Origin of the sequence: Bradyrhizobium sp. PSBB068 (assembly GCA_016839165.1) — a bacterium.
Classification (GTDB): domain Bacteria; phylum Pseudomonadota; class Alphaproteobacteria; order Rhizobiales; family Xanthobacteraceae; genus Bradyrhizobium.
On record CP069300.1, the window covers coordinates 6,300,088 to 6,312,686 of the forward strand.

General features: G+C 65.3%; 13 protein-coding genes and 1 pseudogene. 1 reads left to right on the forward strand and 13 read right to left on the reverse strand.

The features are described 5' to 3' along the window. The 4 genes and pseudogenes from JQ507_29360 to JQ507_29375 all read right to left on the reverse strand — a co-directional run bounded on the left by JQ507_29360 (position 1) and on the right by JQ507_29375 (position 5,236). Positions 1 to 782 (reverse strand): annotated as a pseudogene (locus JQ507_29360) (hypothetical protein). 25 nt (positions 783 to 807) lie between these two features. Next, the gene (locus tag JQ507_29365) at positions 808 to 2,865 is read right to left on the reverse strand and encodes a phosphoesterase (GenBank protein ID QRI73568.1); all 2,058 of its coding nucleotides are present in this window, start codon (positions 2,863 to 2,865) and stop codon (positions 808 to 810) included. A gap of 212 nt (positions 2,866 to 3,077) precedes the next feature. Then, positions 3,078 to 4,454 carry a hypothetical protein gene (locus JQ507_29370; GenBank protein ID QRI68953.1) on the reverse strand — a complete coding sequence of 459 codons (1,377 nt, stop codon included), beginning with the start codon at positions 4,452 to 4,454 and terminating at the stop codon, positions 3,078 to 3,080. Beyond that, positions 4,451 to 5,236, reverse strand: a complete 786-nt coding sequence (locus tag JQ507_29375; GenBank protein ID QRI68954.1) for an EfeM/EfeO family lipoprotein — start codon at positions 5,234 to 5,236, stop codon at positions 4,451 to 4,453. Before JQ507_29375 ends, JQ507_29370 begins: the two co-directional genes overlap by 4 nt. 244 nt (positions 5,237 to 5,480) lie before the next feature. Here JQ507_29375 and JQ507_29380 point away from each other — a divergent pair, with 244 nt between their 5' ends. Next, positions 5,481 to 5,972 carry a prepilin peptidase gene (locus tag JQ507_29380; GenBank protein QRI68955.1) on the forward strand — a complete coding sequence of 164 codons (492 nt, stop codon included), beginning with the start codon at positions 5,481 to 5,483 and terminating at the stop codon, positions 5,970 to 5,972. 119 nt (positions 5,973 to 6,091) lie between these two features. On the opposite strand, the gene JQ507_29385 is transcribed toward JQ507_29380, so the two are convergent. The 9 genes from JQ507_29385 to JQ507_29425 are packed head-to-tail and all read right to left on the reverse strand — an operon-like array spanning position 6,092 to position 12,596. Continuing rightward, a complete protein-coding gene (locus tag JQ507_29385) occupies positions 6,092 to 6,739 on the reverse strand; it encodes a hypothetical protein (protein ID QRI68956.1) in 648 nt (215 codons plus the stop codon). Beyond that, positions 6,736 to 7,254, reverse strand: coding sequence for a type II secretion system protein M (locus JQ507_29390; protein ID QRI73569.1), 519 nt, complete (start codon positions 7,252 to 7,254; stop codon positions 6,736 to 6,738). Before JQ507_29390 ends, JQ507_29385 begins: the two co-directional genes overlap by 4 nt. A 41-nt stretch (positions 7,255 to 7,295) precedes the next feature. Continuing rightward, positions 7,296 to 8,369 carry a PilN domain-containing protein gene (locus JQ507_29395; protein QRI68957.1) on the reverse strand — a complete coding sequence of 358 codons (1,074 nt, stop codon included), beginning with the start codon at positions 8,367 to 8,369 and terminating at the stop codon, positions 7,296 to 7,298. After that, complete coding sequence (locus tag JQ507_29400; protein QRI68958.1) at positions 8,369 to 9,283, reverse strand: general secretion pathway protein GspK; 915 nt, start codon at positions 9,281 to 9,283, stop codon at positions 8,369 to 8,371. The genes JQ507_29395 and JQ507_29400 overlap by 1 nt, the downstream gene beginning before the upstream one ends. Next, entirely contained in the window at positions 9,283 to 9,990 is a 708-nt protein-coding gene (locus JQ507_29405) for a type II secretion system protein (GenBank protein ID QRI68959.1), read from the reverse strand. Before JQ507_29405 ends, JQ507_29400 begins: the two co-directional genes overlap by 1 nt. After that, positions 9,987 to 10,367, reverse strand: a complete 381-nt coding sequence (locus JQ507_29410) for a prepilin-type N-terminal cleavage/methylation domain-containing protein (GenBank protein ID QRI68960.1) — start codon at positions 10,365 to 10,367, stop codon at positions 9,987 to 9,989. Before JQ507_29410 ends, JQ507_29405 begins: the two co-directional genes overlap by 4 nt. 4 nt (positions 10,368 to 10,371) lie before the next feature. Continuing rightward, positions 10,372 to 10,836, reverse strand: coding sequence for a type II secretion system protein (locus JQ507_29415; GenBank protein ID QRI68961.1), 465 nt, complete (start codon positions 10,834 to 10,836; stop codon positions 10,372 to 10,374). A 15-nt stretch (positions 10,837 to 10,851) separates the two neighbouring features. Beyond that, entirely contained in the window at positions 10,852 to 11,331 is a 480-nt protein-coding gene (gene gspG / locus JQ507_29420; protein QRI68962.1) for a type II secretion system major pseudopilin GspG, read from the reverse strand. A gap of 53 nt (positions 11,332 to 11,384) precedes the next feature. Then, a complete protein-coding gene (locus tag JQ507_29425; GenBank protein ID QRI68963.1) occupies positions 11,385 to 12,596 on the reverse strand; it encodes a type II secretion system F family protein in 1,212 nt (403 codons plus the stop codon). Positions 12,597 to 12,599: the final 3 nt, after the last annotated feature.

Here is a 12,599-nt window from a genome sequence, read left to right on the forward strand (position 1 = left end):
TCACTGCGCGGCCGGCGGCTCGACCCATACGTCGCTCTGCTGGATCCGGCGGATCAGCGCCTGCGGATCGAACTTGCGCAGGCCCGCGGGAATGTCGAAGCTTTGCGCCGGCTGCGGCTCGTCCCGGATGTGATCCGCTGATATTACCGTGCCATCCGCGGTCTCGATCTGCACTGGAAAGCCGCGCGCGCGGTCGATCCAGCCTGTGAAACTTTGTCCGGACGCTCCGGCAATTCGATAGAGTTCGGTGTCGCGCCCCGCGATGGCCTGCTGTCCATCGTGCCGGCAGTGCCACGTCGCGAGATCGACCGGCGCGGATAGCTGCGCCATCGCCAGCCATTGTCGGCACGGATCGTCGGGATCGACCGGCACGAACAGCCGGGTGAGCGGGCTCGATTGCATCGCATCCATGTAGACGTGCGCGGCCGGCCGGACGAAATAGGCGGTGGGCCTCGCCGCATCGAGCAGGAAGAAGCCGTCGGGCAGCGCGACGGTCTCGATGCGCGCTTTTCCGCCCGAGACACGCAGTGTTCCCATCGCGGTTGCCTTGTCGTCTTTCCGCGCGACGAGGTCAGCGGAGAATTGCTGCGCCGTGGCGGGCATCGGCGCAGCGGCCAGGATGGCGACCGCGAACAGGCTGGCCGCCACGCGGCTGCGCCCCTTGTACGTGTTCTCGTCGCGAGTCATCGCATATCCCCGGTCGTTCGGCTGATCGGCAGGCAGAAAATGACGGCGCCGACCGAACCAATGGTTCGATCGGCGCCGGCCTTGGATGGATTCAAGACCTCGTTCAGGACGAGAGCCCGATCATTCGGTGTAGGACAGCGTCACCGGCTTGCTGAAGTCGAACGCGTCGAACAGGTCGGAGAGCGCCGGGCTGTTGGTCGGGACATACTCGTTGTTCTTCGCGTAGCTCGGGTTCGGCAGGTTGTCGCGGCTGCGGTTCGTGAGCGGCTGGAGGCCCCAGTTGCGTTCGATGAACTTCAGAAGCGAAACGTGGTCGGCATAATTGTGGTTGACCTTGCCGCCCGTCGAATAGGGCGAGAGGATCAGGGTCGGAATCCGCGGTCCGTCGCCGAAGAAGTCGATCGACTGCTGGTAACCGGAGTCCCAGTAGCCGCCGGCTTCGTCCCAGGTGATGAAGACCGCCGTATCAGCCTTCAGCTCCGGGTTGTTCTCCAGCGCGCTGAGCACGTTCAGGACATAGGCCTCGAACAGGTCAACCTTCGAGCTTTGCGGATGACCATCGAGCAGACCGTCCGGCTTGCCGAACGACACCGCAGGCAGCTTGTTGTTGTGGATCGCCGTGATCAGATCGGCAGTGTCCTTCAAGTGGGCCTGACGCACGGCCGGGTTGGCCATGATCGAGGTCGCATACTGGAACGGATTGCAGATCTGGCAGTAGGCGACACCGAGCGCGTGCGCCGGGTCGGCGACCGCAGCGGCGCTGAGGTTGGGGTTCGACGGATTGGCGGCAACCGCGGCATTGGAGAGCGCCACGGCGTCGTTGAACGCGCCACCATAGAACGCCCAGGAGATGTTCTTCTCCATCAGCGCATCGCCGATCGTGCGAACCGACGACGGCGGAACGTTGTTGCCGCCCGACAGCGCGCCGTTCGGCAGATAGCCCGGGTTGACGTTGTTGAGCATGTAGTAGTGGTTGGGCTTGCAGTTCGGCTCCGCCGCGTAGGGCAGATTGTTGAGATAAGTGACGATCGGCTTCACGCCGGGCTGGAAGACATCCGAGCAGTTGCTCCAGTTGCCGTCGACGGTGTAGCGGTTGACCGAGCCCGAAACCGGATTCGGATTGGCGATCAGGGTGGACGGCGGCGTCACCGGGTTGCCCTTGCCGTCGCTCCAGAAGGCCGCGTCGCCGGTGCCGAGCATGAAGTGGTTGGCGCCGGTGCCGCCGTGGAACGATTGGTGGAAGTTGTCGCTCAGGGTGAAGCGATCGGCCAGCATCTTCAGGATCGGGGCCTGTCCCTGCTGGGCGTTGTAGAAGCCCATCGAGTTGGCCATGCTCTTGTTCGACGCCGAATAGGTCGCCATCACGAACGGGAACAGGTCGTTGAGGCAGCCCGAATTGTTCTTCTTGGTGGCGTTGGCGGCGCTGCAGTCTTCCTGCTGCCAATCCTGATAGAAGCGATGGGTCGAGTCGCCGGTGTAGTCGTCGTCGCTGATCTGCTCACCCTGCAGCGGGAACGGTCCGTTCAGACCGCCGGCGCCGGGCACGCGGGTATCCAGCACACCGGTCGGCAGGCCGCTGAAGCCGGTGGTGAGGATGTCGAGATCGGCCGGGTCCATGTCCTTTTCGACGCTGGCCTCGGCAATCGTCTTGAACGGGGGCGACGTGTCGCTCTGCGCGGTCGGCGTGCCGTTGGTGTTCGGCTGCGGCATCAGGTTGGTCGCGTTGTAGGGCGACTTCGAGATAGCGGGCGCGCCGATGTAATACGAAGGCTGACCCGCGACCGAGGCCTGCTGCGCCAGCGCGAAGTTCGGTCCCGGCGTTCCATCCTCGTTGACGATGCCCTTCGACAACAGGTTGGAGATGGTCTGCCCCTTGCCCTTCGGCTTGTACACACCGAAGGTGTGATCGAGGCCGCGGTTCTCGCCGATCAGAATGATGACGTGCTTGATCGGCGACGCGGTCTTGCCCTTGTCGCCGTGATCCTTGTCACCGTGATTTTCATGGTTTTCGTGCTTCGCACGATCGGCTTCTTCGTGCACCTTGTGATTGTGATGCGAACGCCTGTCCCAATCACTGCGGCCGCCCGGGTAGTGAGCGGCATATGCGGCTGTTGCGACGAGCACCGTTGACGCGATGGAGAGCGCGGTGCTGGTTCGCCAGTGCTTTTTGTAATTCAGACTCATTGTCGACCTCAGGGTGTTTGCGGTTAGCAACACCCATTGCTTAGTGCGACAGTATGACGCATGCTTTTCGCTAACGTGAAAGCGCGCGAGAAATTTCGAAACGTTGAAAGATTTTCTGTGGAGACAACTCTTCAACCGAAGAGCGAGAAACGCCGAAGCAATTCACGCAACGGCGCGTTGCGCAGATCCACAACGATACAAGTCGATCAGTGCGAGATGTGCCTGGAGCGCATCACCTCGCGCAGTGCGGCGTAATGCTGGTCATGCACGTCTTGATTGAACAACGACCACGGCTCGGCGCTGGCCAGCAACGCAGGTACCGCCGCAGCCATCAGGTTGCGATAATTCCTGAACTCGGTCGCGGCGTCGGCGTTGCGGCCCGCTGCAACCGCCATCTCGATACGGCGCAACGTCAGCACGAGCTCCTTGAGCCCGTTGCGCGCGAGCACGCGCTGCTCCTCGCCGCCCGACACGCTGGTATTCTTGCGATCGGGATATTGCTCGGTCAATTCGCGCAGCTCGCGCCCGATCGTATCGACCGCCAGCGCGACGATGTCCTTGTCGCCGGCGGGAATCGCGGTCGCGAGCACCGTCGAGAAATCGTTGATCTCCTTCAGCGTCGCACCGGCCCCATCGCGTTCATACGGCTGCACGCCATCGCCGACGGCCGTGAGATAGGCGACGAGGTCGCCCTTGTCTTGCGCCGAAAGGTCGAGCTGAAAGGTCCGGTCGAAATGATCGACCACCTGGCCATAATTGTCGAAGCGGCCGTCGTGGAAGTACGGCGCGTTGAAGTCGGCGTTGCGCAGCGTCGGCGTCTTGAACAATCCGCCCGAGCCGACATCGTGCTGCTGGTGGTCGACGAAGCCGGAGGACGGAACGTGGCACCCCGCGCAGCTGAGCGCAGGATCGTGCGGGAACGGCTTTGCGAACAGCGCTTCGCCGCGGCGCTCCGCGTCGGTGATCTTGCCGGCCAGCCGCCCGGCTGGACCGAGACTCGGATTGGGCAGGAAGTCGATGTCGTGAAGATAGGCCACGATCGCATCGAGCGTGGCCGGCGACGGCTCGGGTCCGGCGAATTCATTGGTGATGACGTTGTGGACGAAGTCGCGCAGCGAAGCGAAGCGGCCGTCGGCGCCGTAGGGCGCGAGGTAGCGCGCGCCGCGCAGGCTCGGGATTCGCACCGGATCGAACGACAGATTGTTGGCCTTCGGATTGAACAGCGGGCCGGTGGTGTCGAACGTGCCCGGCCGGCTCGACATCTTCGGCATGAAGAACTTGGCGTTGTTCGCACCGTTGACATGGCAGGTGCCGCAGCTCACGCCGGCCTGCCGCGCCACCTCGCCGAGCAGCCCCGGCGAGTTGAATGCCAGATCACCGAGATTCACCAGATAAGACTTGGCTCCGGTCCGCTCCGACTGGAACACCTCGCGCGGCTTGTCGAGCGCGTCCTCGTTCAGCTCGGTCGCGACCGGCAGCACGGTCTTGTCGCCGTCGACCGGAAACGCCGCGGCACGTCCGAGCAACGCAAGAGCGATGACGCCGGAGAGCAGCGCGCCCAGCTGCCGGTGGAACGATGTCATCGCGCCTGCGCCTCCAGGGTCGGGCGCTGCAGCCCGAGCTTGGCCGCGGCGCTCTGCAACGCGACCACGAGTTCCTCGCTGGTGCGGCGCAGATCGGCGATGTTGACATGGGGCAGGTCCGGCGTGGCGACGATCGCCTGCAGTTGCTCGATGCGGTTCGTCACCATCTCGTCGAGCTTGCCGTCCACCGTGTTGAGCGCGGCGGAGAAGATCGTGTGATAGGCGAAGTCGATGCCGGCGATGTTGTTGCGCATGTCGTCCAGCGAGGTGCCGCTGATGCGCGACTCGCCGCCATCGGCCTTGCTCTCGCCGACTTCGTAGGCGAGCCGCACTGTGCCGTCCAGCAGGCCCTGCGGCGTCAGCTTGATGTCCTTGAGCTTGCCGTGAAGATCATTCAAATGCTCGACGAGGCCCGTCGCATCGGTCGCAACGTCGGTGCTGGCAGCACCGAACAGCTTGGCCTCGATGGCGTGAAACCCGCTGTCCGCGTTCGGCCAGGCGTCGATCTGTGCATCGAGCTCGGGCACGAAGCCCGCGGTGAACACCTCCGAGCGCTCCCAGCCGGCGCGCGCCGACAACCAGGCTTTCCTTGCACCGGGCACATCCGCAGCCGCGGCGCGTTCACGCAGCGCACGCGCGCCCGCCAGCGCGCTGCCGACGCCCTCGATCAGATACGGCCGATAACGCTCGGCACCGTCCTCGAGAGTGCCTGCACGCGCGGCACGCACGCCTGCCGACGCTGCCAGCAAAACCAGGCACGCCGCCACTCGCATCTTGTACATAGTCAACCCACTCGTCTGCCGCGAAGGGCTCGCGGCACATAGCGGAGCGAACTATTGTCGGTATCCTATGCGGATTTGTGACAGCGCAGACTTTTTGTCGCATCTTTTCTGTTTCGTCATCGCCGATGACGTTCACAATCCCGCAAGCGGATCACGCGGCTGCTGATCAATTGAAAATGGACTGTTCAACCCACGCAAGTTGTTGCAACACAATGTGTTCACGCGTCACACTTGTCCCGTCACCATGCAGATCGATCACGAAGCGCTTTATTTCATTGCATCCTACGGCACGCTTTGCGTGCTCTGCTGCGGCGTCGCGCTGATCGATCTTCGCCACGGCATCATTCCCGACTGGCTCAATCTTGCGATCGCAGCACTCGGGCTTGCGAACGTCGTCGTCACTGAAAGTGCAACAGCCGCCTTCACTGCGATGGCGATCGCCACCCTCGTCGGCATCGTGTTCTGGCTGTTGCAGCGACTCTACTTCGCCTTGCGGCGCGTGGACGGCCTGGGACTTGGCGACGTCAAGTTTCTTGCCGCCGCATCGATCTGGGTCGGCGCGTCGGGGATTCCGACCCTGCTGCTGATCGCGGCGCTCGCGGCACTTGGTGTTGCCGGCGGCATGCAGCTCGCGGGACACCAGATGAAACGCCAGACATCGATCCCGTTCGGCCCGTTTCTTGCGCTCGGACTTCTGCTGACGCCGGCACTTCAGAACTGGCTTGCGCTGAACTAAAGCGCGATGAGATTTGGTTGAATCATTATCGCGCTTTAGACCTTTGTTTGAGCACGATCTTTTCGGAAAACCGCTTCGCACTTTTCCGGATCATGCTTTGGCTCCTGCGGGACGTGCCCTTACATCTGGCGCCGCGCGGCCAACGGCTTCCGCTCGGTGCTGACCGGAACGAGGCGGGCTTCGCCGCCCTCATCGCTGCCGGGTTGGGGCAATGTGAGCACGGCCCCATGTTCGTCTTTCTCCATAGTGGCTCCGCGCCCCTTGATGGTTCGCAGCTTCCATCCCTGGAAGTCGTCGCCGATCTTCAGGCGCAGCGCGGTCTTGTTCGATTGATCGAGAAAGATCCCGAAGCTTTCATCATCTCCCGAGATCGTGCCGACCAGCGACAGCGGCGGCGGCTCGGTCGCGATCCTGCGCGGTGGTGGCGGCGCGGGCTTGCTGACCTCGGGTTCCGCAACGACGGCGGGCGGAGGCCGTCGCGACGGCGAGAACACCGGGCGGTCGCGGGTGTTGGACAGCGTCGTCAGCGGAATGCCCCACAACGGATTAGCACTGAGCGGCCGCGGCGTCGCCGCCGGCGACGGGGCGACCCGAACCGACGTCACCGATTCGGAGGGCGGCGGTGAATTCAACACCGGTCCCCCGAGACGGGTCTCGTCGAGCAGGCCGGCATCCAGCGCATCGCCGGACCGGTCCGGCACCGCGGCCGGCGCGGCATGAGCCGACATCGCGAGCAGCACGATGATCGCAGCATGGCGTCGCATCATTTGGCTCCTCGCCATTGTCCGGACACACCGAGCAGCACGCGCAGCTTGCCGGGATCGCCGCCCTTGGCGGCTTCGTCGGCGACCGGTTGCACCACCAGCTGGTCGATGAACAGGAACGGCATGCCGGCTTCGAGATCGTAGAGCACCTGCTGCAATTGCGCCTGCTCGATTTCGCTGCTTGCCACCATGCTGATGAAGCCGGCCTTGGCCGGCGCGTTGGGAACGTCGAGCTGCGTCGACAGCACGTTGCCGCCGGCCTTGATCACCGCACCCGACACCCGTTGCAGCAAGGTGGCGCCGGCAACCGTGACCGTCGCCCCTTCGAGATAGGCCGAACCGGTCGGCATGGCGGCCTCGCCGGGCGCAGTCTTCGCCCTGGATCGCCCCTCCAGTTGCTCCAGCATCCCGGCCGACGCCGCAACATCGCTGCGCAGGCCGATGAGGTCCGAGAGCGAAGAGATGACGACAAAGAGCAGCAGCACGAAAAGGCCGAGATAGCTCGCGGTGGCGACCAGTGGCGAGGTGCTGACCGCGGTCAGCGATCGGGAAGCTGCGCTCATGAGCCGGACCCAAAATAGGCTGATATGTTGGCCTCGACGTGGAATCGCTCCGCCGATTCATTCGCGGCCCGCGTCGTCGGCGCGAAAAACGTCGCGCGGGTGAATTGCGGTGACTGCTCCAGCAGCCGGATCAGGGACGGCGCATCCTGGGTCAGTCCCACCACCTGCACCTTGTTGCCCTCGATGCGAAGCTCCGTCACATAGGTGGTGTCGGGCAGCACGCGCGAGATCGCTTCCAGGACCATGACGCTCGACGGCGTCGTCTGCTTGCGCTTGGCCAGGAGGCCGAGGCCGGACGTATCGCCATTGGCATCGAGACGCAGCGCGGCACGGCGCTGCGAGATCCGGTGCTGCAAATCCTCCTGCTCGGATTGCAGCCATCCGCCGACATAGATGTTGAGCAGCAGGCAGGCCGCGGCCGCGGCAGCCGTCGAAACCAGGGCGATGCGCAGCAGGCGCGGAACCGTGGGGCCAGCAAGGCCGCGCAGCGACCGGTCGAGCAACGTCACCTGCTGCGGCGTGCCATCGCTGCCGACTGCCGGCGCCGTGACCGCAACGGAGGCGGCGCCGAGCATCCCGGCCAGCCGGAGCAACGGATCGACCTTGGCCGCCGCGGTGGCGCTGAACGCAACTTCGATACGATCGTTGGCGACCGGCTGCGGCGAACCCCAGCCGAAGACCGCATCGGCGGCGGTCCATGGCGTCAGCCGATCGACCTGCGCGCGGATCATCCCGTCAAGGAAGTCGGCCGCCTGGCTCGGGAAATCGAGCACGCGGCTGACGATTTGATCCGATCGCAATCGCACCTCGATGCGGCTGCCATCGAGCGCCGCCTTCCAGTCCGCCGACAACGGCGGCTGCGGCGCATCATGATCGAGCCGGAACGATGCCGGCGTCAAAGGCGAGCCGTCCTTCGACGCCGCGAGGCGGGCGGTGAACGTGCCGTCGGCATTCTCGTCGAGTTCGACGCTGCGCCGGTGCATGAACCTGCCCGCCACGCCGTCAACGGCCGTCGCGACCGCGCCGATCCATTGCTCGAACCATTGCCGTGCTTCGGCAAGCATTGCCATCATCCTCTCCCGCGCAACAGAACCGGGCTTCTCGGTTCAAGATCGTTCTGCCAGGACAACACACGATAAGGCTCGGCCTTGTCGCCGAGTGCGACCACCGCTTCGGACGTGGTGCGGTGACCATTGCGGAAGCGGATAGAGATTGCGATCCGGTAGCAGGGGCTCTGCGCAGTCGAGGCCGCACTTTGCGGGCTCGGGGCCTGCGCTCCCGCGACGGTCCCGTTCGGCGACGGCGCAGCCGACCCGAAGCCGTCCTGATCCTTCCCCGATGCCTTGTTCACGGCCAGGGCGACTTCCGGCGCGGCGATTTTCGGATCGACATCCGGACTGCCGTTGAACACCGTCACGAACGGCAGCACGCGATCGACAAAGGCTTCGGGGATACCGGCGACCAACGCCAGCTCGTTGACATGGGTGAACAGCCCCTGCCGCGGCGAATAGCCCAGCGCGTTGTAGCGCGCGACCTCGACATTCTCGCTGCCCGGCGTTGGCCGGGTCCGCCAGCCGACGATCCGGTCGGCATATTCGCCGGCTGCATCCTTGCTTGCGCCGAGCACGACGAAGAGGCCGACCAGCATCTCCTTCGATGCGTAGTTCAGGTCAACGCGGCCGGCTTCCGACGTGAAGGTGACACCGACGCTGGCATCGTCCAGCCCGAACTGAAACGCGCCGTGCTGCGGCCGCGTCTTCTCATCCGTGAGCGTCAGCTGATAGGCGGTGAGCTCGAGCCCGGCCGACACCAGCGCCTCGGTCTGCAGCGAGATGTCGCTCGCCGCCAGCGCCCGCGCCGATGCGGCAAGATAGGCCGAGAAGATGATCGCCAGCGACGACAACGCCAGCAGGATCCAGAGCACCGCGACGATGACGAAGCCGCGGTCGGCCGGCGATCGGCTGCTGTTGCCGGGCGCGTTCATCACGTCTTCCCCTGATCGGTCGGAACATTGGAGCTGCCCTTGTCGCCGCAATTGCCGTCCGGCTTGGTGCAGTCGCTCGGGATTTGGACATGGACCGGCGCGATGGTCGAGACCGACAACACGCGCTGGCTCGCCGCGTCACGCACGGTCAGCCGGATCATCGCCGGCAGCCGCTCGGCATCCTTCCACGCGTTCTTCCAGGCCCGGTCGGCACCGGCATAGGCAAAGGACAGCCGATAGGGCGCACGCAGCAGCACCACGGGGCTGCCGAGATGCACCTGCTCCGACAGCGACACCCCGTCGGCCAGCGGCGTGAACCGCGCCTGCGACCGGACCGTGACGAACTCGCCGCGATCCCTGACCTCGCCAAGGCGCACCACGTCGAGCCCCGGGCCCGCATTCGGCCCCAGCGAGGTGCGCACGAAGGTCACGGACAGCTCCGATCCGTCGAACAGCGGCTTGCGGGTATCGCGGTTGGCGGCAACGAATTCCGCCGCGGCGAGATCGGCGCCGATCCGCTCCAGCGCGATCCCGATCAGTTCGCTGCGCTGGATCCGGTCGAGTCCCCTGTTCCAGCTCGGCAGCCATTCCCCGGTGATGCCGGCGAGCGCCGACAGCAACAGCCCCATCAGCGCCAGCGCGACGATCATCTCGATCAGCGTGAAGCCGCGCTCACTGGTTCGCTGTGCTGTCCCTGCCCGGATCATTCCGCAGACCTCGGCATCAGGCGCACGGTGCGGATGTCGGACAGCGCACCGCCCGGCGATTTGACGCGAATTCGCACCAGCTCCGGGGCCCAGGGCGCGTTGCCATCAGGGACTTTCCAGTCGCCGCCGAGCGGACTGACCTCGATGGTCCAGCGGTACCCCTCCGCCTGTCCCGTCGACGTGCCCGACTGCAATTCGGCGCGCGGCGGAATGCCGACCGTCATCAACGTCCGCACTGCCTGCATCAGCGCCACGTGCTGTTCCATGGCCCGCACCCCGCGCATCTTGACGCCCATGACGGCGCCGATCGCAACGATCGAGACAGCCACCAGCGCCAGCGCCACCAGCACCTCGATGATGGTGAACCCCGCTTCCATGCGGTTAGTTGGTGGCGACGTCGCGCGCAACGATTTCAACCCTTCCGGTGAGCCAGTTGACGCGAACCTCATATCCGGCATCGAGCCGCGTCAGCGCGATGGAGCCGCCGCAGGACCCGCCATTGGCGAAGAAGCGGATGGTCGACAGGGCCGCGCGGCGCTGACAGCTCTGCGGCAGCACGGCATCGAACCGCACGTCATCGGGGATCCGCACGGTAATGCGCGACGCCCCCGAATGGATCACGCGGCTTGGTGCATCGACCAGGGTCGCAACGCTGGTGCTGCGCTCGATGGCGGCATTCCGGTCGGCCTTCAGCAGCGTCGCGGTCTGCAGCGCATAGGCCTGCAGGCGCGACCGCGACGTCTGGTGCGGAATGAACGGAAGCAGCACGGCCGCCAGCAGCGCGATGATGGCGAGCACGCACACCATCTCGAGCAGGGTAAAGCCGCGTTGCATCGCGTCATTCATGCGCGCCGTGCATCCTTACTGGTCGTTGTTGGCGGCCGTGCTCTTCTCGAGCGAGATATCGGCCGAGGTGCCACTGCCGCCCTCCTGACCGTCGGCGCCATAGGAGACGATGTCATAAGGACCGTGCTCGCCGGGCGAACGATAGACGTAGGGGTGATTCCAGGGATCGTTCGGGACGTTGCCGCCCTTGAGATACGGGCCGTTCCAGGCGGCGACCCCCGGCGTGCGCCGCACCAGTGCGGCGAGCCCCTCCGCCGTGGACGGGAAGCGCCCGGCATCGAGATAGAACAAATCGAGCGCGCTGGAGAAGCTCTGCAGCTGAATGCGCGCGGTCTTGACCTTGGACTCGCTGAGATAATTGAGGACCCGTGGGCCGATCAGCCCCATGATGAGGCCGATGATTGCGATCACCACCAGCATCTCGACCAGGGTGAAGCCCGCCTCGCCCGAACGCCGCGGCGTTTGCGACCGCGCGCGACCGTATCCCGCTCGCATGGAAAAAGTTTCGATGATGCTGTTGCGCGATATCATGACCGATGACCTCTGCTCTAACCGACTAGCTGCGTGACCGAGAGCAGCGCCGTCATGACCGAGACGATCAGCCCGCCGACCACGGTGCTAATCGTGATGATCGCCAGTGGACCGACGATGCCGACGACACGGTCCAGGCTGCGCTGCAGTTTAGCTTCGTAGAATTCCGCCACCCGCCCGGCGAGCACCGGCAACTGCCCGGTCTCTTCGCCGAGCCGCAGCATGCGGACTGCCATCGGCGGCAGGCTGTCCGCCACCGCAAGTGCTTCGGATAATTTGCCGCCATGACGGACGCGGTCCGCGGCCGCGGTCCAGTTCGCCTCGCTCCCGGTCACCGCCATGATGTCGACGAGGATGCGCAGCGCGGCCGTGAGGTTGACGCCGCTGCCGAGCAGGACGCCGAGATTGCGGCAGAACAGGCTGGCGCGGTAGAACTGGAAGGCGCTGCTGATGCCCGGCACCCGCGAAATGCCGCTGACCAGCGCGGCGCGCACCCGCGCCTGCCGCAGCAGCCACCATGCGAGCGCAATCGCCGCCGCGCCGATCAGGCTTGCCGCCGTGGCATTGGCGCGCAGGAAGTCCGACAGCGCGATGAAGCTGGCGAGCGCGGTGTCCGACTTGCCGCCGAAATCGCCCAGCACGGTCGAGAATTGCGGCAGCACGAACAGCAGGAAGAACAGCATCACGCCGGATGCCGCGACCAGCACGAAGGCCGGATACTGCATCGCGTCGGTCAGCTTGCGCCGCATCTGCTCGGACCGCGCGCGCTCGGTCCCCAACATCTCCAGCACGGAATCGAGCGTGCCGGAGATTTCGCCGACCCGGACCAGGGCGATGTACATCGGCTGGAACAAGGCCGGATGATCCGCCACCGCATCGGCAAAGCTCTCGCCGGTGAGCAGGGCGGCGCGGATCTTGGCCACCACAGGGCGCATCCGCCCGACATCGGCATCGCCCGACAGGAGCTCCAGCGCATCGTCGAGACGCGCACCGGCCTTGAGCAGCAGCGCGAGGTCGCGCGTGAAGGTGGTGACCTCGGCGGCACTCGGCCCGCCGAACAGGCTGCGGCCGCCGCCGGCGCCGGCGGCGCGCTTGTCCTCGGTGGTCTCGATCGGCAGCAGCTTGAGATATTCGATGCGCCGCGCCACCTCCGCCGCGGTCGGCGCCGAGATCGTGCCGTTCACGATCTCGCCGGCCTGGGTCAGAGCGCGATAGCGATAATTCGGCACGGC

What these genes read in the sequence shown, in the direction of transcription:
- JQ507_29400 (QRI68958.1), bottom strand. Translation starts at nt 9,283, where the DNA reads ATGAACGCGCCCGGCAACAGCAGCCGATCGCCGGCCGACCGCGGCTTC.
- JQ507_29395 (QRI68957.1), bottom strand. Translation starts at nt 8,369, where the DNA reads ATGGCAATGCTTGCCGAAGCACGGCAATGGTTCGAGCAATGGATCGGC.
- JQ507_29380 (QRI68955.1), top strand. Translation starts at nt 5,481, where the DNA reads ATGCAGATCGATCACGAAGCGCTTTATTTCATTGCATCCTACGGCACG.
- JQ507_29375 (QRI68954.1), bottom strand. Translation starts at nt 5,236, where the DNA reads ATGTACAAGATGCGAGTGGCGGCGTGCCTGGTTTTGCTGGCAGCGTCG.
- gspG (QRI68962.1), bottom strand. Translation starts at nt 11,331, where the DNA reads ATGCGAGCGGGATACGGTCGCGCGCGGTCGCAAACGCCGCGGCGTTCG.
- JQ507_29370 (QRI68953.1), bottom strand. Translation starts at nt 4,454, where the DNA reads ATGACATCGTTCCACCGGCAGCTGGGCGCGCTGCTCTCCGGCGTCATC.
- JQ507_29415 (QRI68961.1), bottom strand. Translation starts at nt 10,836, where the DNA reads ATGAATGACGCGATGCAACGCGGCTTTACCCTGCTCGAGATGGTGTGC.
- JQ507_29385 (QRI68956.1), bottom strand. Translation starts at nt 6,739, where the DNA reads ATGATGCGACGCCATGCTGCGATCATCGTGCTGCTCGCGATGTCGGCT.
- JQ507_29410 (QRI68960.1), bottom strand. Translation starts at nt 10,367, where the DNA reads ATGGAAGCGGGGTTCACCATCATCGAGGTGCTGGTGGCGCTGGCGCTG.
- JQ507_29405 (QRI68959.1), bottom strand. Translation starts at nt 9,990, where the DNA reads ATGATCCGGGCAGGGACAGCACAGCGAACCAGTGAGCGCGGCTTCACG.